Source organism: [Clostridium] scindens (assembly GCF_019597925.1).
GTDB lineage: Bacteria > Bacillota > Clostridia > Lachnospirales > Lachnospiraceae > Clostridium_AP.
In genome coordinates this window covers 2,115,771-2,138,613 of sequence record NZ_CP080442.1, presented here as the reverse complement: position 1 = coordinate 2,138,613, position 22,843 = coordinate 2,115,771, and the positions used below count along the sequence as shown (strand labels likewise).

At 49.8% G+C, this 22,843-nt stretch carries 22 protein-coding genes; 21 read left to right on the top strand and 1 reads right to left on the bottom strand.

The features are described from left to right. The first annotated feature begins 124 nt into the window (after positions 1–124). From tpiA to K0036_RS10270, 17 genes are all read left to right on the top strand, one after another. Positions 125–874: a triose-phosphate isomerase gene (gene tpiA / locus K0036_RS10350; protein ID WP_025643363.1), complete on the top strand. Its 750-nt coding sequence runs from the start codon at positions 125–127 to the stop codon at positions 872–874. A gap of 70 nt (positions 875–944) precedes the next feature. Next, positions 945–1,775, top strand: a complete 831-nt coding sequence (locus K0036_RS10345; RefSeq protein WP_173693395.1) for an alpha/beta hydrolase — start codon at positions 945–947, stop codon at positions 1,773–1,775. A 24-nt stretch (positions 1,776–1,799) separates the two neighbouring features. After that, positions 1,800–3,335, top strand: a complete 1,536-nt coding sequence (gene gpmI, locus K0036_RS10340) for a 2,3-bisphosphoglycerate-independent phosphoglycerate mutase (protein ID WP_220429683.1) — start codon at positions 1,800–1,802, stop codon at positions 3,333–3,335. A gap of 126 nt (positions 3,336–3,461) precedes the next feature. Beyond that, complete coding sequence (locus K0036_RS10335) at positions 3,462–4,130, top strand: response regulator transcription factor (protein WP_220429682.1); 669 nt, start codon at positions 3,462–3,464, stop codon at positions 4,128–4,130. Further along, positions 4,127–5,137, top strand: coding sequence for a sensor histidine kinase (locus tag K0036_RS10330; protein ID WP_220429681.1), 1,011 nt, complete (start codon positions 4,127–4,129; stop codon positions 5,135–5,137). Before K0036_RS10335 ends, K0036_RS10330 begins: the two co-directional genes overlap by 4 nt. Positions 5,138–5,219: 82 nt before the next feature. Next, a complete protein-coding gene (locus K0036_RS10325; protein WP_220429679.1) occupies positions 5,220–5,987 on the top strand; it encodes an ABC transporter ATP-binding protein in 768 nt (255 codons plus the stop codon). Next, entirely contained in the window at positions 5,977–8,040 is a 2,064-nt protein-coding gene (locus K0036_RS10320; protein WP_220429678.1) for an ABC transporter permease, read from the top strand. The genes K0036_RS10325 and K0036_RS10320 overlap by 11 nt, the downstream gene beginning before the upstream one ends. A gap of 3 nt (positions 8,041–8,043) precedes the next feature. Continuing rightward, a complete protein-coding gene (locus K0036_RS10315; RefSeq protein WP_220429677.1) occupies positions 8,044–8,880 on the top strand; it encodes a CPBP family intramembrane glutamic endopeptidase in 837 nt (278 codons plus the stop codon). Between the two features lie 138 nt (positions 8,881–9,018). Continuing rightward, positions 9,019–9,567, top strand: coding sequence for an RNA polymerase sigma factor (locus K0036_RS10310; RefSeq protein WP_025643371.1), 549 nt, complete (start codon positions 9,019–9,021; stop codon positions 9,565–9,567). Further along, positions 9,564–10,586 (top strand): DUF4179 domain-containing protein, encoded by a 1,023-nt coding sequence (locus K0036_RS10305; protein ID WP_220429676.1) that lies wholly within the window; start codon positions 9,564–9,566, stop codon positions 10,584–10,586. Before K0036_RS10310 ends, K0036_RS10305 begins: the two co-directional genes overlap by 4 nt. Before the next feature lie 112 nt (positions 10,587–10,698). Next, positions 10,699–11,181 carry an RNA polymerase sigma factor gene (locus K0036_RS10300; RefSeq protein ID WP_310593057.1) on the top strand — a complete coding sequence of 161 codons (483 nt, stop codon included), beginning with the start codon at positions 10,699–10,701 and terminating at the stop codon, positions 11,179–11,181. Then, positions 11,171–11,701: a hypothetical protein gene (locus K0036_RS10295; RefSeq protein ID WP_220429675.1), complete on the top strand. Its 531-nt coding sequence runs from the start codon at positions 11,171–11,173 to the stop codon at positions 11,699–11,701. Before K0036_RS10300 ends, K0036_RS10295 begins: the two co-directional genes overlap by 11 nt. A 146-nt stretch (positions 11,702–11,847) precedes the next feature. Beyond that, complete coding sequence (locus K0036_RS10290) at positions 11,848–12,498, top strand: HAD family hydrolase (RefSeq protein ID WP_025643374.1); 651 nt, start codon at positions 11,848–11,850, stop codon at positions 12,496–12,498. A 99-nt stretch (positions 12,499–12,597) separates the two neighbouring features. Continuing rightward, complete coding sequence (ilvN, locus tag K0036_RS10285; protein ID WP_009248469.1) at positions 12,598–13,095, top strand: acetolactate synthase small subunit; 498 nt, start codon at positions 12,598–12,600, stop codon at positions 13,093–13,095. Positions 13,096–13,183: 88 nt separating this feature from the next. Beyond that, positions 13,184–14,203 (top strand): ketol-acid reductoisomerase, encoded by a 1,020-nt coding sequence (gene ilvC, locus K0036_RS10280; RefSeq protein ID WP_009248470.1) that lies wholly within the window; start codon positions 13,184–13,186, stop codon positions 14,201–14,203. Between the two features lie 192 nt (positions 14,204–14,395). Beyond that, positions 14,396–15,037: a phosphoribosyltransferase gene (locus K0036_RS10275; protein ID WP_025643375.1), complete on the top strand. Its 642-nt coding sequence runs from the start codon at positions 14,396–14,398 to the stop codon at positions 15,035–15,037. A gap of 56 nt (positions 15,038–15,093) precedes the next feature. Then, a complete protein-coding gene (locus K0036_RS10270) occupies positions 15,094–15,744 on the top strand; it encodes an orotate phosphoribosyltransferase (protein ID WP_025643376.1) in 651 nt (216 codons plus the stop codon). Between the two features lie 85 nt (positions 15,745–15,829). Here K0036_RS10270 and rpsT read toward each other — a convergent pair whose 3' ends face one another. Continuing rightward, on the bottom strand, positions 15,830–16,093 hold the full coding sequence (rpsT, locus tag K0036_RS10265; protein ID WP_009248471.1) for a 30S ribosomal protein S20: 264 nt from the start codon (positions 16,091–16,093) through the stop codon (positions 15,830–15,832). Between the two features lie 184 nt (positions 16,094–16,277). On the opposite strand from rpsT, the gene gpr reads away from it, so the two are divergent. The 4 genes from gpr to K0036_RS10245 all read left to right on the top strand — a co-directional run bounded on the left by gpr (position 16,278) and on the right by K0036_RS10245 (position 22,829). Further along, complete coding sequence (gene gpr / locus K0036_RS10260; RefSeq protein WP_025643377.1) at positions 16,278–17,267, top strand: GPR endopeptidase; 990 nt, start codon at positions 16,278–16,280, stop codon at positions 17,265–17,267. Positions 17,268–17,343: 76 nt separating this feature from the next. Next, positions 17,344–18,525 carry a stage II sporulation protein P gene (locus K0036_RS10255; RefSeq protein ID WP_259283277.1) on the top strand — a complete coding sequence of 394 codons (1,182 nt, stop codon included), beginning with the start codon at positions 17,344–17,346 and terminating at the stop codon, positions 18,523–18,525. Positions 18,526–18,648: 123 nt separating this feature from the next. Further along, a complete protein-coding gene (locus K0036_RS10250) occupies positions 18,649–20,571 on the top strand; it encodes a DNA gyrase/topoisomerase IV subunit B (RefSeq protein WP_220429674.1) in 1,923 nt (640 codons plus the stop codon). Positions 20,572–20,591: 20 nt separating this feature from the next. Next, a complete protein-coding gene (locus K0036_RS10245; RefSeq protein WP_220429673.1) occupies positions 20,592–22,829 on the top strand; it encodes a DNA gyrase/topoisomerase IV subunit A in 2,238 nt (745 codons plus the stop codon). Positions 22,830–22,843: the final 14 nt, after the last annotated feature.

The window sequence follows — 22,843 nt, the reverse complement described above, 5'->3', positions numbered from 1 at the left end:
CTTGGTTCGCCGCACTTGGCGAGGTATTATGCGAGCCTAGTAAGGGGAACATCCCCATGATAAAGCTTGGCGAGGTATTTTCGAGCTCAGTGCGAGGATTATGAATAGAATAGGAGAAAAGAAGATGGCAAGAAGGAAAATTGTAGCAGGAAACTGGAAAATGAACAAGACTCCAAGCGAGGCGGTTGCCCTGGTGGAAGAGTTAAAACCATTAGTAGCAAGCGAGGATGTCGATGTGGTATTCTGCGTACCCGCAATTGATATTATTCCTGTAGTAGAAGCATGCAAGGGAACCAATATCCAGGTTGGAGCTGAAAACATGTATTTTGAAGAGAGCGGAGCCTATACCGGAGAGATTTCTCCGGCCATGCTTACCGATGCAGGAGTAAAATACGTAGTTCTTGGACATTCTGAAAGAAGAGAATATTTCGCAGAGACCAATGAGACTGTAAATAAGAAGATGCTCAAGGCATTCGAGCACGGCATTACGCCAATCATGTGCTGCGGCGAGACGCTGGAGCAGAGGGAGCAGGGCGTGACCATGGACTTCATCCGCCAGCAGGTTAAGGTTGGATTCATGGGAGTGACCGCTGACCAGGCAAAGGCATCTGTAATCGCTTATGAGCCTATCTGGGCTATCGGAACAGGCAAGACTGCTACGACAGAGCAGGCAGAAGAAGTATGTGCAGGAATCCGCGCATGCATCGCTGAGATTTATGACGAGGCGACTGCAGAGGCAATCCGCATTCAGTACGGCGGCTCTGTAAACGCAGGAAACGCTGCAGAATTATTTGCGCAGGCTGATATTGACGGAGGCCTTGTAGGAGGCGCTTCTTTGAAGGCTGACTTTGGCAAGATCGTAAACTACAAATAGGCAGGAAGAGTGCAATAACATAAGGACCGCTGGTAACTTTGCAGCGGTCCTTATGCTTAGAGGTCTGATTATGAGATATATGGAAATTCCGGTTCGGACAGAATGTTCGCAGCCTTATGCAAGACTAGAAACCTATATACTGGATACGCCTGCCGACAAGATCCGGATTGCCAGAAGGCCTATGGTGATCATCTGCCCCGGCGGCGGATATGAAAAGTTGAGTTACCGGGAGGGGGAGCCTCTGGCTGTCCATTTTATGAACCAGGGATATCATGCCTGCGTGCTTCGATATTCCGTGGTGCCGTCCAGATACCCGGCAGCGCTTCTGGAACTGGGAATGGCCATGAAGCTAATCCATGAGCATGCCCAAGACTGGCAGGTGGATACGGATAAGATCATCCTGCACGGAGCCTCCGCAGGAGGCCATCTGGCTGCAAGCCTGGGCGTATTCTGGCATCAGAAGTGGCTCGGAAAGATGCTGAAAGTGGCGCCGGAGACGCTTCGGCCCGCAGGACTGATGCTCAGTTATCCGGTAATCACATCCGATGCTGCCACAGGGCATCTGCCAAGTTTTGCCAATCTTCTGGGAGACCAATATGAGGCGATGCTGGAAGAGATGTCTCTGGAAAAGCAGGTAACAGCAGAAACGCCGCCATGCTTTCTTTGGCATACGGCCGCAGATGATACCGTTCCTGTAGAAAATTCCCTGTTAATGGCGATGGCGCTTAGAAAGGCCGGCGTGCCAGTAGAACTGCATGTATTCCCAGACGGAGAGCATGGACTGAGTCTTGCCAGCAAACTGGTAGAAAGGGCGGATGGCTCCGGCGTTCAGGAAGAATGCCAACAATGGATCGGGCTGGCAGACGCCTGGCTTGGCCGCTTGTGCAAAGGCGCGCAATAGATTTTGGATTGAAGGAGATTAAAGATGAGTAAAAAACCAACAGTACTTATGATTTTAGACGGATATGGGTTAAATGAGAATACTACCGGAAATGCCGTAGCAGAGGGCAAGACGCCGGTTATGGATAAATTGATGGCAGAGTGCCCGTTTGTAAAAGGCAATGCCAGCGGGATGGCGGTAGGCCTTCCGGATGGACAGATGGGAAACTCCGAGGTAGGACACCTGAATATGGGCGCTGGCCGCATCGTATACCAGGACCTTACCAAGATCACAAAGGCGATCAAGGACGGGGACTTCTTCGAGAATCCGGCGCTTCTAGCCGCATGTGAGAATGTAAAAAAGAATCATTCTTCCCTCCACCTGATGGGACTGGTGTCAGATGGCGGCGTCCATAGCCATAACGAGCACATTTACGGGCTGCTGGAACTGGCTAAGAGACAGGGAATCGAGAACGTATACGTACACTGCTTCCTGGACGGCCGTGATACGCCTCCGGCTTCCGGAAAGGAATATGTAGAGCAGCTGGCAGCGAAGATGCAGGAGATCGGCGTGGGACAAGTGGCGACCGTTATGGGACGCTACTATGCCATGGACCGTGACAATCGCTGGGACCGCGTGGAAAAGGCCTACCGGGCGCTGGTGTTCGGCGAAGGCGAGCGGGCAGATAGCGGCCCGGCAGGGATCCAGGCTTCCTACGATAAGGATACCACGGATGAGTTCGTGCTTCCGACGGTGGTAGAAAAGGACGGCGTTCCGATGGCAACGGTAAAGAACGATGATTCCATTATTTTCTTTAACTTCCGCCCGGACCGTGCCAGAGAGATTACCAGAACCTTCTGTGATGATAAGTTTGAAGGTTTTGACAGAGGCGAGCGGATCAAGACCACCTTTGTATGCTTTACGGAATATGATATCACCATTGAAAACAAACTGGTTGCCTTCGTAAAAGATGAGATTACCAATACCTTCGGAGAATTCCTGGCAAAGAACGGCAAGAAACAGGCGCGTATCGCAGAGACAGAGAAATACGCGCATGTAACCTTCTTCTTTAACGGTGGTGTGGAAAAGCCAAACGAAGGAGAAGACAGGATCCTTGTAAAATCCCCGAAGGTGGCAACCTATGACTTGAAGCCGGAGATGAGCGCCTATGAAGTATGCGACAAACTTACGGATGCCATCCGGTCAGGAAAATACGATGTCATCATCATCAACTTCGCCAACCCGGATATGGTAGGCCATACCGGCGTGGAAGCCGCGGCGATTAAAGCTATCGAGGCCGTGGACGAATGCGTGGGCAAGGCAGTGGATGCTATCAAGGAAGTGGACGGACAGATGTTTATCTGCGCCGATCACGGCAATGCGGAACAGCTGATTGACGGCGAGACAGGCGAGCCGTTTACGGCACATACCACCAATCCGGTGCCGTTCATCCTCGTTAACGCCGATCCGTCTTACAAGTTAAGAGAAGGCGGATGCCTGGCGGATATCGCCCCCACATTGATCGAACTGATGGGCATGGAACAGCCAAAAGAAATGACCGGAAAATCACTGCTGGTGTAAACTTAACACGTAACATTTTTCACTTTGACACGTAACACTTTTGAAAAGTGTTACGTGTCAAAGTGCATTTTGCTATGTGTCAAATTGTTCAAACCCCTGTGTAAAATTGAAAAAGAGGTGAAATCAATGCATATTTTGATTGTGGAGGATGACGCTGCCATCCGCCAGGAACTGAAGCAATTGCTGGAAAATGCGCTGTATCAGGTGACGGCGCTTGACGTCTTCGGGGACGTGGCCACCGATATATGGAAGGCGGACCCGGACATCGTCCTTCTGGACTTGAATCTGCCGGAGGAGTCCGGGTTTGATATCTGTACGAAGGTGCGGGCGGTATCGGAGGTGCCCATCATCTTCCTGACCAGCCGTACGGATTCGATGGACGAGCTGACTGGAATGCTCAAAGGCGGGGATGACTATATTACCAAGCCATTCCAGCCTCCAATTCTGCTGGCCCGCATTGCGGCGGTGCTGAAGCGCGCCCGGAAAGAAGCAGTAGGGGAGTCGGCCAGGCTTAGCCATAACGGCGTGGAACTGGATGTTGCCAGAGGATACATAAGTTTCCAGGGCAGGCAGACGGAATTATCCAAAAATGAACTGAAGATTCTGCATTGTCTTTTTAAGAAGAAGGGGGAGATCGTCCCCAGAGTAGAGATTATAGAATACCTGTGGGATAATCAGGTATTTATTGATGACAATACGCTGAGTGTTAACATGACCCGCATCCGAAGCAAGCTAGAGGAGATTGGAGTGGAGGGCTTCATAGAGACCCGGAGAGGAATGGGGTATCGGATATGAAGTTTATTGATTTTATCAAAGATCGGGTGATGCTCCTTTTGCTTCAGGGATTCGCCATGTTCCTCCTGGCAGGGTTCCTCTATGCCACCGGATATCCGACCGCGTATGGCGCGGTAATCTTCCTGTGCTGGCTCCTTGTGCTGCTGGCTTATCTGGCAGTGGAATACTACAGGCGGAAACGTTATTTCAAGCAGATGGAGGAGGTGCTGGAGCATGTAGACCAGCGGTATCTTTTGGGAGAACTGATGCCGGAATCTTTCCGGCTGGAAGATCACATTTACCAGGATATGATACGCAAGTCCAACAAGTCGGTGATAGAGCGGATCCGCCAGATCGAGGCAGAACAGAAGGATTACCGGGAATATATTGAAAGCTGGGTTCATGAAATCAAGGCGCCGATCACCGGCATTTCGCTGATGTGCGAGAACCACCGGGACGAACTTACCAGGCGCATCAGCCTGGAGAACCAGAAGATCGAGAATTACGTGGATATGGCGCTGTACTATGCAAGATCAGAGGAAGTGTATAAGGACTATGTAATACAGGAGACAGACTTGCAGGAGGTAGCCCGGGAGGTGCTGGCGAAGAATAAGCATTATCTGATCCAGAACGGGATACAGGCGGAGATTGACTGCAGGCACCGGACCTTTACGGATAAGAAATGGATCTCTTTCATCCTGAACCAGCTGGTACTAAACGCTACCAAGTATAAGAGGGATTCAAACGCATGCATAAGAATCGAGACGCAGGAGTATGCGCATGGCGTCCGTCTGCTGGTAAGCGACAATGGAATTGGGATCAAGGAAGAAGAACTGGGGAGAATCTATGACAAGGGATTTACAGGAAGCAATGGAAGAACCCATGAACGCTCTACCGGCATGGGACTCTACCTTTGCAGAAAACTGTGCGGCAGGCTGGGCATCGACATTTCTGCCAGATCCCAGGAAGGCGCTGGCACGCAGATGATCCTGGAATTTCCGGTCAGCAGCTATCTTTCAAAACTGTAAGATAACTGCAAGGCAGGCTGATACAAACGCCGGGAAGTATCTGATATAGTCATAGTATCAAAGAAAAAGGAGTGACAGGAATATGAATGACTATATACGCGTGTGCGACGTGGAAAAATATTACGGGAATGGCTCCAATGTGACGAAGGCTATAGACCGGGTCAGCTTCCAGGTGGCAAAGGGAGAATTCGTGGGAGTCATGGGGGCCTCTGGCTCGGGAAAGACGACTCTGCTTAACATGATGTCCACCATAGACCGCGTGACTGCGGGACATATCTATTACGGAGACGTTGATATCACGGAACTGTCGGAGGATGGCCTGTCTGATTTCCGCAAGGATAATCTGGGATTCGTATTCCAGGACTACAATCTGCTGGATACGCTTACGATTGAGGAAAATATCGTGCTTGCCATGACGCTTCACAAAGAAGGAAGGGATTCGATCAAGAAGAAATGCGCCCAGATGCTGCGCCTGCTTGAGATTACGGAGATTAAGGATAACTTTCCCTATCAGGTCTCAGGCGGGCAGAAGCAGCGCTGCGCCTGCGCCAGGGCGCTGGTCAATAATCCCCGCCTGATTCTGGCAGATGAGCCGACCGGGGCGCTGGATTCCAGATCAGCCCAGACGCTTCTGGAGACATTTTCTAATATGAACGCGTCGCTTAAGGCCACCATCCTGATGGTGACCCATGATGCATTCTCAGCCAGCTACTGCAGACGCATCCTGTTTTTAAAGGACGGAAAGATCTTTCACGAACTGATGCGCGGCTCCAAAAGCAGGAGGGAGTTCCTCAATGAGATTCTGGACGTCCTGGCGCTGACGGGAGGTGAGTTATCCGATGCTCGGTAAACTTGCCTTTCGTAATGTGAAACGTTCCGTCAAAGACTATCTGGTATATGTGCTCACCATGACCTTTGTGACGGCCCTTATGTTCGCGTTCAACAGCATCCTGTTTTCCAGGGATGTCCAGGAACTGTTCGAAGTTGCAGGGCTGATGGCGGCTATGGTGGGGATTGCCACATTTTTTATCGTACTGATCGTGGCCTGGCTGATCAACTATATGATAAGATTCATGCTGGAGAAGCGCAGCCAGGAATTTGGCATCTATCTGCTGCTGGGGATGAAGAAAAAGAAGATCGCAAGTCTGTACATGCGTGAAAATCTGTTGATGGGAACGGGCGCATTCTTTCTGGGAATGCTCCTTGGGACTTTGCTTCAGCAGATCATCATGTCCGTTCTCTACAGCATGATCCAGATGAAATACGACCTCCATCTGGAGTTCAACAGATACTGCATTCTGATGACTGCCGCATGCTATGCAGGCTGTTACCTGCTGGCGCTTTTCAGATGCCGCAGAAGATTTAAGAAAATGAACATCCATGACTTGATGAATGCCAATAAGCAGAATGAGGAGATTAAGGAATCCAACGAGAAGTTAAAAAGATGGCTTCTTCCGGTTTCCATTCTGTTCATGCTGGCATTTGGAGTCTTCCTGTTCTGCGGCCTGATTAATAATGCCGGGAGCGTAATCCTGTTTCTGGTGGGACTCATCCTGGTAATCTATCTGTTTTATACCGGACTTTCCTCCTGGATCATCTGCTATGTCCGGGCAAAGGGAAAAGGAATCTATAAGGGCCAGAACCTGTTTCTGCTCAGGCAGTTTTCCTCCAAGCTTAAGACCATGCGTTTTACCATGGGGACGCTGACCTCCCTTTTTACCATCGCGTTCTTAGGCTGCTCCATTGCCATGATGTTCAGCGACTGGCAGAATCAGGTACTGGGAGATAAGTTTCCTTTTGACGTGCAGGTATACAGCGCTGACGTCAATGATGACTTCCAGGACGAACTGAAGATCATCGGCAAAGAATCGGATATAGAGGATGCCTTTATCTACCACATCTATGCAGGCCAGACCAATCAGGCAAACGCGTGGCTGTATACGCATCTGCAAATATTCGGGGACTCTTATCTGAACAGCGATGGAAGTCCGAATCTGAAAAAGATTGAGAAAAATCCGGAAGAATGCTACTGCAATTATGATACCTATATGGGACTATCGGATTACAACCATCTTAGAAGGATGCTGGGATATAAAGAGGTGACGCTATCGGACGGCCAGTTTGCCATACACATCAAGCAGCGCCTGAAAGATCAGGCAAAAGGCCTTGAGGATGCTATATCTATCAATGGGGAGAATGGGAAACTGCGTTTTGCAGGCTACTATATGGAAGCCTTCTCCCAGGATGGCCATAATGGAGGGGACTATGTCATCATCGTCCCGGATCAGGTGATTGCGGGCATGACTCCCTACTACAGCGAACTTGCGGTAGATATCAGAGGGGAGGCGCCGGAAGGCCTGGGGAATCAGCTGGATGATTTGAGCGACAATACTGATTTTGGTGGCCATGCCGAGATGAAAGGGAATAACTGCTATGGGACGGATACCATTGTCACATACAATGCCGTGAACCTGGTACGGGATAATCTGATACCCGAAGTAAAGTATATGCTGTCCTCCATCATATTCCCTGCGTTTTATGTGGGCCTGGTGTTCCTGTGCGTGGCTTTGACGGTGCTGTCCGTTCACCAGTTAAGCGATTCCGCAAAGTATAAGTTCCGGTACGGCGTGCTCAAAAAAATCGGGCTGAGTAAAAGGGAGGTATCCAGGCTGATCCTGAAGCAGCTGTTCGGATATTACCTATGCCCGGCGCTCTTTGCGGCGCTGATCAGCGGCATCGTGGCAGTATTTATCAGTAATATCTTCATTTTCTATACAGGCGTAAGCACCTCTGTGTTCCAGTATTTTGCCATCTCCCTGGCGTTGTTTATGGGAATCTATATTCTGTATTTCCTGACGACTTATGTCGGATTTAAGCGAAATGTTGAAAGTAGGGAGGGCTAGGATATGCATAAGAAAAATATCTGGGTTTGCATCCTGATATCCATCCTGATTCTGGTCGCAGCGCAGACGGTCTCTGTGCTGATCGCAAGTGCAGCCTGTGCTGCAGGGCTGCCGGTTCCGGCGGGAAATATCCTGGCAGCCCTGCTCTATGCAGCCCTTGCTTTGTGGGGAATCCGCGTGCTTGGGAGGAAGGGACTTAAGATGCGTCCTTCCTCCCTGGGGCTTTCACCAGTCAGGATCCGGCCGGCATGGGGCGTGGCGGCAGTTCTGCTTCCGCTGGCTGTATGCGGCATCTGCCTGCTGCTGCCTGGACACTTTGAAGCGGTTACAGCTAGGCAGGCGGACGTTGTCTTGATCTTAAGCGGCGCGGCCTATTATGGGATCGCGGCGGCGGTTGTGGAGGAGGCCGTATTCAGAGGGGCCATCCTCAAAAGCCTGGAGAGCAGATGGAACCGAAAGGTAGCGGTCCTGGCCTCGTCGGTCTTATTCGGGGCAGTCCATATGCTGGGAGCAAGTTTAAGCCTCGTGTCAGCTGTGCAGCTGCTTCTGGCCGGTACGGCAGTCGGAATCCTGTTTGCACTGATCGCTTATGAAAGCGGCAGCATCTGGAGCGGCGCGCTGGTACACGGCGTCTGGAATCTGTTTATGGTCAGCCAGATCTTGCATATCGGCCCGGAGGCGGATGCATCGTCCATCTTCAGTTATGTGCTGGAGGTAAAGAATCCCCTGCTCACTGGAGGGGATTTCGGAATAGAGGCATCGGTCATAGCCATGATGGCATATGCGGGGCTGGCGGCAGTTGCGTATAGCATGATACGAAGAAAGAGATTAAAGAGATAGCGTAAGAACAGAAAAACTTGGTAATGAAACGGCGTGGTATCAAAAGGTACCACGCTATAGTTTTCGATTTTTTTCTATCTGTGCAACCGTCTGGCCGGATGTTGTGTATACTATAATAAAGAGAAGGCAGGTGATAGAATGGACGAGCAACGATTACTGGAACAGTTAAAAGGACGGAATGAAATTGCGCTTGAAGAAGCGGTTTCTGTCTATGAGGCGTACATATCAGCCATCGTTTTCCGCATTATCGGCAGCGCGATGGCAAGGGAAGATCTGCAGGAAGTGGTCAATGATACATTCTATAGCCTGTGGGTAAATGCAGAACGGATCGATCTTGATAAAGGCAGCCTTAGAGCATACCTGGCCGCCATTGCCAGGAACAAGGCAAAAAATAAACTCCGGGAGCATAAGACGCAGACGCTTCTTATCCAGGAGACGGATCAGGTGGAAGTGACGGATTTCTGTCTGGGCCTGGAGAAGGAGGAACGGGCGAAGATCTTGAAGGATGCATTGGACATGCTGAAGAGAGATGAAAGAGAGATCATGATCCGCTATTATTTCTACTATGAATCGACAGAGACCATTGCAGGCGAGATGGATCTCAGGAGGAATACGGTGAAGTCCAAACTGATGCGCGCAAGGAAGAAGCTTAAGATCCATCTGAGGGAAAGGGGGATATGTCAATGAAAGAGAAGATTACAGACCTGTTTGACGATATTCCTGTAGAACTGCTGGATGAGATAGAAGTTCAGAAAGGAAATGGCCATGGGAGGAAGAAAGGAATCTATATTCCCAAATGGGCCGCAGTCCTGGTGATCGGGCTTCTCTGCCTGTTTGCGGGAACGGCAGGGTACGCGGCGATCAAGCACCCGGACCTGTTTAAAACGTATTTTGGCAGCGGCGACGGACAGATGGAAAAGGATCTGATGCAGGAGCAGTACCATGAAGCCAGGAATAAGGATTACTGTCTGCGGGTGGAGGATGTGCTGGCAGATGGAGATATCAAGTATATTCTCGTCTCAGTGGAGGCCTTGAATGCAGACAGCCAGAAGGCGCTTAAGGAGAGCGAGACATTCCCCGTCATCCGGATTACCGGAGATTCGAAGAAAGGCACTGGCTCAGGAGGAGGTGCATATGAATATGACCAATACCCGGACGATGGGAAGAAATACTTCATGTTCGAGTGGAACAGCGCGGGCAGCAACTGTACGATCCTGTATGCGGATGGAATGCCCTCCATGCCAGGTCAGGACTGGCTCGATGAGCATGGCGACGAGATTCTGAAGATATCTTTTAAGCTGCATATGAAAAAGGATAAGGCCATCGCGGTCGTTCCATACAAGAACCAATTCCCTGATCATATAGGCTTTGACAGGGTGGAGATCCGCAGGATGAGCGTCAGGGTCGCCGGGGAGTCGAGAAAGGCGGATGACAGTTCCGGCAGCATAGGAGGATGGGAGTATTATTACCCCACCGTTACGGCAGTGCTTGAGGATGGAACCAGCGTCAAAATCATGAATGGCAACATGGGATATGAGGAGGCCGGGACGGACAGGACACATCCATCCGGGGGCGCCAGCGGAAGTTATAGCGAGGGAGGAGACGGAAAGATGAAGATAGAATATATGGTCAAATTCAGAAAAGCGCTGGACATTGACAAGATCGACAAGGTTATGATCAACGATACGGAATATGACATAAAATAATATTTAAAAAATGAGATATTTTCTCCTTCTGCAAGGTATGATAGGTGAAAGGCTTTTCAAAAAAGAAGAAACTGCTTGCGGGGTGTGGCTGTTGGAAGAAGGAAAATATATTGTGGCTGTTGAAACGAATAAGGATATGGTATACCGGATCGCATTGCATGACTGCCGGAACCGGCACGATGCAGAAGACATTATGCAGATCGTGTTTCTCAAACTGTACCGCTCAGCGGTGGCATTTGAAAGCCCGGAGCACCTGAAGAACTGGCTGATACGGGTGACGGTGAATGAATGCAGGCGGATGTTCGTCTCCCCCTGGAAGAAGCATGAGGAATGCCGGGAATACCTTCCCGAAGAAGGCGCGGCCTGGGGCTTTGATTCAGAGGAAGCAAGGAGGGATCAGGAGATTCTTCAGGCAGTCATGGCTCTGCCCAGGAAATACAGAGTGCCGGTCTACCTGTATTATTATGAGGGATACCAGGCGGCGGAGATCGCCATCCTGCTAAAGAAGAATCCTTCCACCATACAGACGCGGCTGATGCGGGCAAGGAAGCATTTAAAAATATCGTTGGAGGAGGCAGGAATATATGGAAGATAGATTTCCAGAAGAAGAATACAGGAGAGTGTGCAGCGCCCTGAAACCCTCCTTCCAGGCAGAACAGGAGGTCGTGAATATGGCAGAGCCGGGGAAAAGGCCATGGCGCAAGAAGAAGGCATTCGTTACGCTGGCAGCCGTGCTGGCACTGACGCTATCCGTATCCATCGTGTCGGTTGCGGCTACGGACGGCAAGATCGTAGAGGAAGTGAAGGACAAGGTAAGCGTGTGGTTTCGGAATCTTACGCTGGATGAAGAGGCTTCAACGCAAGATCATATGGTGCTTCGGGCGGAAGACGGGACGTACATCGCTATTGATCAGGATGAACAGAATCCAAAACTGGTGTACCACGAAGACAGCAAGTCATTGGGACTGGCGATTGGCGGCCAGGAGATCGACATTACGGAAGAATTGCTGGAAGACGGCGTATATACGACGGAATATACCTATGAAGGCAAGACGTACGGCGTTACGATCCAGGGAGAATTAGAGACGGCGCAGATGAAAGTAGAACTGCAGTAAGAAGATGGGATAGCGGGAACCTTCCGGCAAACGGAGGCTCCCGCTATTTTTGCGGCAGCCGGACGCAGAATTGCTGCTTGCAGAAGCAGCGGGAACATACTATAATCAAGGTCAGATTACATGTCAGGCAAAAGGAAGGAGTTAAGATGGAAAGTAGATATGATACATTTTTCTTTGATTTAGATGGGACGATCACGGATTCTTCCCTGGGAATCACGAATTCCGTGATGTACGCATTAGAAAAATACGGGATCGTGGAGACGGACAGGCGCAAATTGTACAAGTTCATCGGTCCGCCGCTTACGGATTCTTTCCCAAGATTCTATGGATTCTCCGAGGAACAGACCTTGGAGGCGATCGGCTACTACCGGGAGTACTATAAAGACAGAGGAATCTTTGAAAACCGGGTATACGATGGATTCGAGGCGGTGGCAAGCAAACTGAAGGAAGATGGAAAGACGCTGGTGGTGGCCACGTCAAAGCCGGAGCCCTTTGCGAGGCAGATCATAGAGCACTTCGGGCTGTCGCCTTATTTTGACTACGTGGCAGGGATGGAGCTTGATGGCGGCCGGGGCACGAAGGCGGAGGTGATCCGTTATGCGCTTTCAAACTGCCAGACATCCGAGCGATCCAAGGTGCTGATGATCGGCGACCGGGAGCATGATGTGGCCGGGGCGAGGGAAAATGATATCCACTGCCTGGGAGTGCTGTATGGATTCGGGAGCCGCGAAGAACTGGAGGCGGCTGGCGCGGACTATATCACGGAGGATGTAGAAGGAATATTGGAATTTCGTTAAAATCTCCGCCATCCTATTGACAAATCTAAAAGATGTTGTTATGATTAAAAAACAGAACGCACTCTGTTTTTGAAAACGCAAATGGGAAAGAGGTGCAATATGCAAAGAGTTTATTCATTAATCGTCGACAATAATCCCGGTGTTCTAAGCCGTATCGCAGGACTGTTCAGCAGGCGCGGATACAGTATTGACAGTATCACGGCTGGCGTGACGGCAGATCCGAGATTTACAAGGATTACCATTGTTGCAAGCGGAGATGAGTTGATCTTGTCCCAGATTGAAAAACAGGTAAGGAAACTGGAAGATATCATCAAGATCAAGGTGCTTAAGCCAAGCGAGTCTGTCTACAGGGAACTGATCATGGTCAAGATCCGTGCCAATGCGGCCCAGAGATCAGAGATCATCTCAATCGCGGACATATTCCGGGCTAAGATCGTAGATGTGGAGAAGGAGTCTTTGATGGTAGAGCTTACCGGCAACCAGTCTAAGCTGGACGCTTTTTTAAATCTTCTGGACGGCTACGAGATCCTGGAACTTGCCAGGACGGGAATTACCGGGCTTTCCCGGGGAATCAAGGATGTTACATACATCGACTAGAGGCGCATTTTAAATGGGAGCAGATGATTTGTCCGCCCTTATTTAACAATACAAATTCAATTTAATCAAAAGTAGGAGGAATGCTAATATGGCAGCAAGAATTTATTATCAGGAAGATTGTAACTTATCATTACTGGAAGGTAAGACAATCGCAATTATCGGCTACGGAAGCCAGGGACATGCACATGCGCTCAACTTAAAGGAATCCGGATGCAACGTTATCATCGGCCTTTACGAAGGAAGCAAGTCCTGGGCTAAGGCAGAGGCACAGGGACTGAAGGTGTACACCGCAGCCGAGGCGGCAAAGCAGGCAGACATCATCATGATCCTGATCAACGATGAAAAGCAGGCGGCAATGTACAAAAAAGACATCGAGCCAAACCTGGAAGAAGGCAATATGCTGATGTTCGCGCATGGTTTCGCGATTCACTTCGGACAGATCGTTCCACCGGCAAATGTAGATGTGACAATGATCGCTCCTAAGGCTCCGGGACACACGGTAAGAAGCGAATACCAGGCTGGAAAAGGAACCCCTTGTCTTGTTGCGGTAGAGCAGGATTATACAGGGAAGGCTCTTGATAAGGCACTTGCATATGCGCTTGGAATCGGCGGAGCAAGAGCTGGCGTTCTTGAGACTACATTCAGGACAGAGACAGAGACAGACCTTTTCGGCGAGCAGGCAGTACTTTGCGGCGGCGTATGCGCATTGATGCAGGCAGGTTTCGATACATTGGTAGAAGCAGGATATGACCCGAGAAATGCTTACTTCGAGTGTGTTCACGAGATGAAGCTGATCGTTGACCTGATCTATGAGTCTGGATTTGAAGGAATGAGATATTCTGTCTCCAATACGGCGGAATATGGCGATTATATCACAGGACCAAAGATTATCACAGATGAGACAAAGAAGGCAATGAAGAAGATACTTGCAGACATCCAGGACGGCTCATTTGCAAAAGAGTTCCTATTGGATATGTCACAGGCAGGCGGACAGGCGCACTTCAGAGCTATGAGAAAACTGGCTACAGAGCATCCGTCAGAAAAAGTCGGCAAGGAAGTCAGAAGTCTTTACAGCTGGAGCGACTCCGAGAAGTTGATCAACAACTAGGAAGCATAAAAGGTACATATAAGAACCGGCCCCGTACTCCAATGGAGTATGGGGCTTTTGTAATGGATGCAGGCCAGGATATAGAAGATTCTGAAAAATGAAGAAATATTGCTGTATTTCTGATATCAGTATGCTAAAATGAAGGTAACAGATCAGGAACGGATGACAATAGAAGAGAAAGGAGAGTGGACTATGGACGTGAATTTACGGGATCTTCGGTCAGCCAGGAATCCAAAAGTGCGCATCAAGATCATGCAGGGACATTTTGCGAGGAGCCATTCCCATGTGAATACCTACATTGATATTTCCACCATCAAATCCAGGTGCGACCACGCCAGGGAAGCGGCCAGGATGCTGGCGGAGCCATTTCTGTCATCGGTGGAAGTGGATACCATCGTATGCCTGGACGGAATGGAAGTGGTAGGCGCTTTCATGGCGGAACTGCTCGCCGCGCCAGGCCCGGTGTCGGTAAACCAGGGGAAGAATATCTCTATTGTAGCACCCGAATCAAACCAGCTGGGACAGATGATGTTCCGGGACAATACCAAGCGCATGGTGGGTGGACAGAACGTGCTGATTCTGGCTGGCTCGTTAAATACCGGGAAGACGATGCTTCAGGCAATTGATACCATCCTTTATTACGGCGGGAATGTGAACGGCGTATGCGCGATATTCAGCGCGGCATCAAAAGTTGCAGGATTGGATATCCATGCTGCCTTCACTACGGCGGATATCCCGGATTACCAGGTATACCCAAGCCATGCCTGCCCGCTATGCAAAGCAGGAGCAAAGGTGGATGCCATCGTCAATAGTTACGGATATTCCGAACTATAGGCGCCGCATGCATTTTATGTCAATAAACTATCATATTTTACAGGGAGGAAAGACCAATGGACAAGACAATGGAAGGGTTTGAAGACCTACGCTCTAATAAGAACCCGAAAGCGCGCATCAAGGTAATGAAAGGGCATTTCGCAACAAGCAATTCGCATCTGAATACTTATATCGATATGTCTACCGTCAAGACCAGGCATCACAATTCCAGGGAGGCAGCCAGAGTGCTGGCCAATGAGTATCTGAACAATACTTATGTGAACACGATCGTGTGCCTGGATGAGACGGAAGTGATCGGAACATTTCTGGCGGAGGAACTGGCTGACACCAGCAGGCTGTCGCTCAGCGCCGACAATAATATCTCTGTTATAACGCCGGAGTACAACGCTCTGGGACAGATCATGTTCCGGGATAACAAGCAGCGCATGATCGAAAATCAGCAGGTATTGATCCTTGCCGCTTCCGTCACTACGGGCAAGACGATTAGCAAGGCTATAGAGTCCATCCTATACTATGGAGGAACCGTGTGCGGAGTCAGCGCTATCTTCAGCGCCGTTACGAAGGTGGCAGGCATGGAGATCAAGACCATATTCACCAGCAAGGACATTCCGGATTACAGGGCTTATGAACCCAGCGACTGCCCAATGTGCAAGGCAGGCCAGAGAGTAGAGGCGATCGTCAACAGTTTTGGATATTCCAAACTGTAGCAGATATGAGGAAATGCGATTTCCTGTCGCATAAAAAAACAGCCATTGACGGTATGGCTGTTTTTTGCATGCGACTCTCTATCTATTAAGCAATTCCGTTAACGGCTTTTGTTAAACGGGAAATCTTTCTAGAGCATGTGTTTTTGTGATAAACACCCTTGCTTCCTGCTTTGTTGATTTCAACGATAGCAACTTTTAATGCTGCTTTAGCAGCTTCAGCATCTTTGTTTGCGATAGCTGTTTCAACTTTCTTTACGCAAGTTTTTACCTTAGATTTGATTGCTTTGTTTCTAGCAGCTTTTGTTTCGTTTACTAAAATTCTTTTCTTTGCAGATTTGATATTAGCCAATTTGTCCACCTCCAATATCCTATATTTCGATTTTCTCGATTCTAGTTCGTTAGAGCCGGACACGGACGTTCTAACGAAACACACTAATTTATTTTAGGACACAGAAAGAATTCTGTCAATACATATTTCTCAAAATATTGCAAAAACTAGCAAATAAATTATGACTAAAGTGAGGATGTAAGGGATGATTGAGAAGTATAGCATCAGAACAGACCTGGCTCTTGAGCAGAAAGAGCGATTCGAGTCGGACAATGTAGAAGTACAAGGCGTCGTGCTGGAAGAAGATTACGACGAGGAGAGGGAGATCAAGGTGACCACCGTAAAGATCGAGACGGAGAATGGCGCTAAGACGATGGGAAAGCCGGTCGGCACGTACATCACCATGGAGGCACCGAATATGGCGGTGCCGGATGAAGACTATCACCAGGAGATATCAAACGAGCTGGCAAAATTCCTCGAGCGGTTCATAAAAAGCGACAAGGAAGAATATTCCGTGCTTGTGGTGGGGCTTGGCAACCGGAAAGTGACTCCGGACGCCCTTGGGCCGTACGTGGTGGATAATCTGAATATTACCCGGCACATCATCAAGGAATATGGCAAATATGCCATGGGAGAAGATGCGGTCAACTTAATCAGCGCTATCGTCCCCGGAGTCATGGGGCAGACAGGCATGGAGACGGTAGAGATCATCAAGGGCATCGTCAAAGAGACGAAGCCGGACATCATCATTGCCATTGACGCGCTTGCAGCCAGAAGTTCCAGAAGGCTGAACCGAACCATCCAGATTGCGGATACCGGCATCAATCCTGGATCAGGCGTAGGCAATCACCGCAATGCCATCACCAAAGAGACGGTAGGCGTCCCGGTCATTGCAATCGGCGTTCCCACGGTCGTGGATGCGGCTACGATCGTCAATGATACCATGGAGAATCTGATAGCTGCTCTGGAAAGTTCGGAGACCTTAAGAGGGGTGGGCGTGGTCATGCAGGGCTATAATGCGGCGGAAAAGTATGAACTGGTCAAAGAACTGATCTCGCCGCACCTAAACGGCCTGTTTGTAACGCCAAAGGACATCGACGAGACGGTAAAGCGCATCAGCTTCACCATATCCGAGGCATTGAATCTGCTGTTTTCCAAAGGACATGCACATATTAAGGAAAATAGCGTCATATAGTATTAAGACACAAAATATATGATGTGCTGCCCGCTTTATGCAGCGGGCAGCGTTTTCTTAAAGCGGAGTGGATAATGTGGGACAAAAACAGCGGATCAGCCGTATCATGATAGCGGTCATCGCAGGCATCCTGGTTCTGTATGCGTTCATGCAGGTACCTCTGCATCCGGTAAAGAAGGTGCAGGATGGGATCAACCGTTTCCTGATGGAGAAATCAGAAGAAACGTATCTGACCGGGTTCGCCTATCTGGAAGGCGACAAAGAGGCATCCTTCTCAGACTGGGTGACCGAAAGCGCCATGAAACTGGTGCCTCTTGGAACCTATGTGGAGGGCAAGGCATCCGTCCATACGGATGTGGAAGATGAGGAGACATACGCGATGATCCTGGCCCAGCAGGCCAATGATGAAAACGCGGTGGATGAAAACGGGCAGCTATTGGGAGGCGATGACAAGGAAGAGGAAGTCGCCCAGACATCTGGAACGCCAATTGATACCTCCATGGAAAATCTGAAAAATTTTGAATACCTGGTGGGAAACTTCTATACGATAGATGGAAATACGATGGCAGACGGGGACCTGCTCAATGCAGAAAAACTTATGGGGAAAGATCTGAAGATCGACCAATCTAAAGGAGGCCCGAAGGTGCTCATCTACCATACGCATTCCCAGGAGGCGTTTGCGGATTCGACAGAAGGCGATACCAGCACCACCATCATGGGGATGGGCGCCTATCTCTCAGACCTGTTAAACAATACATACGGGATCGAGACTTTGCACCACGAAGGAGTGTATGACCTGGTGGACGGAAAACTGGACCGAAGCATGGCATACCAGCTGGCGGAGCCGCAGATCCAGAATATTCTTGCCGAGAATCCCAGCATCGAAGTGGTCATTGACCTTCACCGGGACGGCGTGGCAGAAGGGACTCATCTGGTGACGGAGATCAACGGCAGGCCTACGGCGCAGATCATGTTCTTTAATGGGCTTAGCCGTACCAAGGCCAATGGCAATATCAGTTATCTGGCCAATCCATACATAGAGGATAACCTGGCATTCTCTTTGCAGATGCAGATTGCGGCAGCCAACAAGTATCCGGGATTTACCCGGCATATCTATCTGAGAGCCTACCGCTATAACATGCATTTAAAGCCAAAGACTCTGCTGATAGAGGCTGGAGCCCAGACAAATACAGTGGAGGAAATGCGCAATGCCATGGAAGTGCTGGCAGATACACTAGATCATGTACTTGCAAAATAAATATTGTTTGATTAATACAATATTTCGTGCTAATATATTGGCAGTATGGAAAAGTGTGCCCAATGGGGCACTTTTCCACGTTCTAGAATAGGTAGGAATATACATTGGAAAGGATATATGAGAATGGCTAAGAAAAATACATACGATGCAGACAGTATTTCCATACTGGAAGGACTGGAAGCGGTACGGAAAAGGCCGGGAATGTATATAGGAAGCGTTTCCACCAAAGGATTGAACCATCTGATCTACGAGATTGTGGACAATGCGGTGGACGAGCATCTTGCAGGCTACTGCAGCGAGATCCGGGTGACGCTTGAAAAGGATGGGTCGGCGACCATCTCGGATAATGGGCGAGGCGTTCCGGTAGATCTTCACGCCACCGGAGTTTCCGCAGAGCGCGTGGTATATACGACGCTTCATGCCGGAGGAAAATTCGATGATTCTGCTTATAAGACCAGCGGAGGGCTTCACGGTGTCGGATCTTCCGTAGTCAACGCGCTGTCAACGTATATGGATGTGGAAGTCAGCCGTGACGGCTATATCCATCATGACAGGTATGAGAGAGGAAAGCCGGTGATCGAACTGGAGGACGGACTGCTCCCCCCCATAGGCAAGACCCGCAAGACAGGGACGAAGGTAAACTTTCTTCCAGATGACGCCATATTTGAGAAGACCAGGTTCCGGGCCGAAGAAGTCAAAAGCCGCATGCATGAGACCGCATATCTGAATCCTGCACTTACGATCATATTCGAAGATAAGCGGGGCAGCGAGACGGAGCATATCGTATACCATGAGCCGGAGGGAATCTTAGGATTCATAGAAGACCTCAATTCCAAGAAGGAAGCTGTCCACGAGCCCGTATATTTCAAAGGCGAGTCCGATGGTATCGAGGTGGAAGTGGCATTCCAGTATGTCAATGAATTCCATGAAAATGTCCTGGGCTTCTGTAACAATATCTATAACGCGGAAGGCGGAACCCACCTGACCGGATTCAAGACGACCTTTACCACAGTCATCAACCAGTATTCCAGGGAACTGGGGATCTTGAAGGAGAAGGATGCGAACTTCACAGGCGCGGATATCCGAAACGGTATGACGGCGATCATCTCCATCAAGCATCCGGATCCCCGATTTGAAGGACAGACGAAGACGAAATTGGACAACCCTGACGCGGCAAAAGCGTGTAGCAAGGTGACCAATGATGAGATCATCCGTTACTTTGACCGGAATCTGGATAATCTGAAGAAGGTGATCGGCTGCGCGGAGAAGGCGGCGAAGATCCGCAAGACGGAAGAGAGGGCCAAGACCAATCTTCTAACAAAGCAGAAGTATTCTTTTGACAGTAACGGGAAACTGGCAAACTGCGAGAGCAAGGACGCCGGGAAGTGCGAGATATTCATCGTGGAGGGAGACTCGGCCGGAGGTTCGGCCAAGACGGCCAGAGACCGGATGTACCAGGCGATCCTGCCCATCCGGGGAAAGATCTTAAATGTAGAAAAGGCCAGCATAGACAAGGTTCTGGCCAACGCGGAGATCAAGACGATGATCAATGCCTTCGGGTGCGGCTTTTCCGAAGGATATGGCAATGATTTCGATATTACGAAGCTGCGCTATGACAAGATCATCATCATGGCCGATGCGGATGTGGACGGCGCGCACATCTCTACGCTGCTATTAACCTTGTTCTACCGATTTATGCCGGAACTGATCTATGAAGGGCATGTGTATATTGCCATGCCGCCTCTGTATAAGGCTATGCCGAAAAAGGGAGAGGAAGAGTATCTCTATGACGACAAGGCGCTGGAGCGGTATCGCAAGACCCACGACGGCCCGTTCACCCTCCAGAGATATAAGGGACTTGGAGAGATGGATGCCCAGCAGCTCTGGGAGACCACTTTGAATCCGGAGACCAGGATGCTCAAACTGGTGGAGATCGAGGACGCCAGGATGGCATCCGGCGTGACAGAGATGCTGATGGGGACCGAGGTTCCCCCAAGAAGGACATTTATCTATGAAAATGCTACGGAAGCAGAACTGGATATATAGCGAGGTAAGGAGAGGAAAAGATGCAGGATTCACAAATCATAAGAACCGAATACTCTGATGTGATGAAGAAGTCATACATCGACTATGCCATGAGCGTCATCGTAGCAAGGGCCCTTCCGGATGTACGGGACGGGCTTAAGCCGGTTCAGAGGCGCACGCTCTACGACATGTACGAGCTGGGTATCCGGTATGACAGGCCCTATAGGAAATGCGCCCGTATCGTGGGGGATACCATGGGTAAATACCACCCCCACGGAGACAGTTCCATCTATGAATCCCTGGTCGTCATGGCCCAGGAATTCAAAAAAGGAATGATCCTTGTAGACGGGCACGGAAACTTCGGATCCATAGAAGGGGACGGCGCTGCAGCCATGCGTTATACAGAGGCGCGCCTGGCCAAGATCACCCAGGAGGCGTATCTTGCCGATCTGGACAAGGACATCGTGGACTTCATGCCCAACTTTGACGAGACGGAGAAGGAGCCGGAGGTGCTTCCGGTGAGGATACCCAATCTTCTGGTCAACGGGGCGGAAGGGATTGCAGTCGGAATGGCGACCAGCATCCCCACCCATAATCTGGGCGAAGTGATCGAGGCGGTCAAAGCCTATATGAAGAATGACGATATCAGCACGAAGCAGTTAATGAAATATATCAAGGGACCAGACTTCCCGACAGGGGGAATCGTGGTCAACAAGGACGAACTGCTGAATATCTACGAAGCAGGCAGCGGAAAGATCAAGATCCGCGGCAAAGTAGAGATCGAGGAGATGAAAGGCGGCAAGAACCGCCTGGTCATCACAGAGATTCCATATACCATGATCGGCGCGGGTATCGGCAAGTTCCTCAACGACGTCTGCGCTCTGGTGGAGAGCAAGAAGACCAGCGACATCGTGGACATATCCAACCAGTCATCCAAAGAGGGCATCCGCATCGTCATTGAACTGAAGCGGGGCGCGGATGTGGAGAATCTGACCAACATGCTCTATAAGAAGACCCGCCTGGAAGACACCTTTGGCGTTAATATGCTGGCGGTTGCGAACGGGCGGCCGGAGACGATGGGGCTTAAGAAGATTATCGAGCACCACGTGGACTTCCAGTTTGAACTGGCTACCAGGAAATACCAGAATCTTCTGAAAAAGGAGCAGGACAGAAAAGAGATCCAGGAAGGGCTGATCAAGGCCTGCGATGTGATTGACCTGATCATCGAGATCTTAAGGGGAAGCCAGTCCGTAAAAGATGCCAAAGCCTGCCTGACCAACGGGGTGACGGAGAATATCAAGTTCAAGTCCAGCATATCAAAGAAGATGGCAGCCATGCTGCGCTTTACAGAGAGACAGGCCACGGCGATCCTGGAGATGCGCTTATATAAATTGATCGGCCTGGAATTGGAAGCCCTGATGAAAGAGCATGAAGAGACGCTTAAGAACATCGCCAGGTATGAAGATATCCTGAACAACTATGATTCTATGGCGGAAGTCATCATAGCGGATCTGGACAAGATTAAAAAAGAATTTGCCAGAAAGAGGCGCACAGCCATTGAGAATGCCGAAGAGGCTGTTTATGAGGAAAATAAGATCGAGGAGCAGGAAGTCGTATTCCTGATGGACCGATTTGGCTATGCCAAGACGGTAGATACGAATATCTACGAGCGGAACAAAGAAGCCGCGGATGCGGAGAACAAGCATGTGCTTTCCTGCATGAACACAGGGAAACTGTGCATCTTTACAAATACTGGGAAGATGCATCAAGTCAAGGTGCTGGATCTGCCTTATGGAAAGTTCAGGGACAAGGGGCTTCCCATCGATAATGTAAGCAATTACGACAGCACCCAGGAAAACATCGTCTATATCTGCGACGCGGAACAGATGCGCTACGCAAGGCTGCTTTTTGCGACGAAGCAGGGGATGATTAAAAAAGTAGAAGGAAATGAATTTCAGGTGGCTAAGCGCACCATCGCGGCTACCAAGCTTCAGCCGGAGGACGAGCTGATCAGCGTGCAGGTGATTACCGACAACCAGCAGGTCGTCCTGCAGACCAAAGAGGGCTATTTCCTCCGCTTCCCGGCACAGGAAGTGTCCGAGAAGAAGAAAGGAGCCATCGGCGTCAGAGGGATCAAACTGCGGAAGAATGATGAATTGGAGCACGCGTACCTGTTTGAGGAAGGCACGGAGGCCAAGATCATCTTTGGAGAAAAGGAAGTGACGCTTAACCGTCTCAAAGTGGCAAAAAGAGACGGGAACGGCACAAAGGCCAGATAAAAAAACATAAGGAG

Coding starts and splice junctions, on each gene's coding strand:
- K0036_RS10275 (WP_025643375.1), top strand. CDS start 14,396: ATGGACGTGAATTTACGGGATCTTCGGTCAGCCAGGAATCCAAAAGTG.
- K0036_RS10250 (WP_220429674.1), top strand. CDS start 18,649: ATGGCTAAGAAAAATACATACGATGCAGACAGTATTTCCATACTGGAA.
- K0036_RS10305 (WP_220429676.1), top strand. CDS start 9,564: ATGAAAGAGAAGATTACAGACCTGTTTGACGATATTCCTGTAGAACTG.
- K0036_RS10335 (WP_220429682.1), top strand. CDS start 3,462: ATGCATATTTTGATTGTGGAGGATGACGCTGCCATCCGCCAGGAACTG.
- K0036_RS10290 (WP_025643374.1), top strand. CDS start 11,848: ATGGAAAGTAGATATGATACATTTTTCTTTGATTTAGATGGGACGATC.
- K0036_RS10320 (WP_220429678.1), top strand. CDS start 5,977: ATGCTCGGTAAACTTGCCTTTCGTAATGTGAAACGTTCCGTCAAAGAC.
- K0036_RS10315 (WP_220429677.1), top strand. CDS start 8,044: ATGCATAAGAAAAATATCTGGGTTTGCATCCTGATATCCATCCTGATT.
- gpr (WP_025643377.1), top strand. CDS start 16,278: ATGATTGAGAAGTATAGCATCAGAACAGACCTGGCTCTTGAGCAGAAA.
- K0036_RS10295 (WP_220429675.1), top strand. CDS start 11,171: ATGGAAGATAGATTTCCAGAAGAAGAATACAGGAGAGTGTGCAGCGCC.
- ilvN (WP_009248469.1), top strand. CDS start 12,598: ATGCAAAGAGTTTATTCATTAATCGTCGACAATAATCCCGGTGTTCTA.
- gpmI (WP_220429683.1), top strand. CDS start 1,800: ATGAGTAAAAAACCAACAGTACTTATGATTTTAGACGGATATGGGTTA.
- K0036_RS10330 (WP_220429681.1), top strand. CDS start 4,127: ATGAAGTTTATTGATTTTATCAAAGATCGGGTGATGCTCCTTTTGCTT.
- ilvC (WP_009248470.1), top strand. CDS start 13,184: ATGGCAGCAAGAATTTATTATCAGGAAGATTGTAACTTATCATTACTG.
- K0036_RS10310 (WP_025643371.1), top strand. CDS start 9,019: ATGGACGAGCAACGATTACTGGAACAGTTAAAAGGACGGAATGAAATT.
- tpiA (WP_025643363.1), top strand. CDS start 125: ATGGCAAGAAGGAAAATTGTAGCAGGAAACTGGAAAATGAACAAGACT.
- K0036_RS10270 (WP_025643376.1), top strand. CDS start 15,094: ATGGACAAGACAATGGAAGGGTTTGAAGACCTACGCTCTAATAAGAAC.
- K0036_RS10345 (WP_173693395.1), top strand. CDS start 945: ATGAGATATATGGAAATTCCGGTTCGGACAGAATGTTCGCAGCCTTAT.
- K0036_RS10245 (WP_220429673.1), top strand. CDS start 20,592: ATGCAGGATTCACAAATCATAAGAACCGAATACTCTGATGTGATGAAG.
- K0036_RS10325 (WP_220429679.1), top strand. CDS start 5,220: ATGAATGACTATATACGCGTGTGCGACGTGGAAAAATATTACGGGAAT.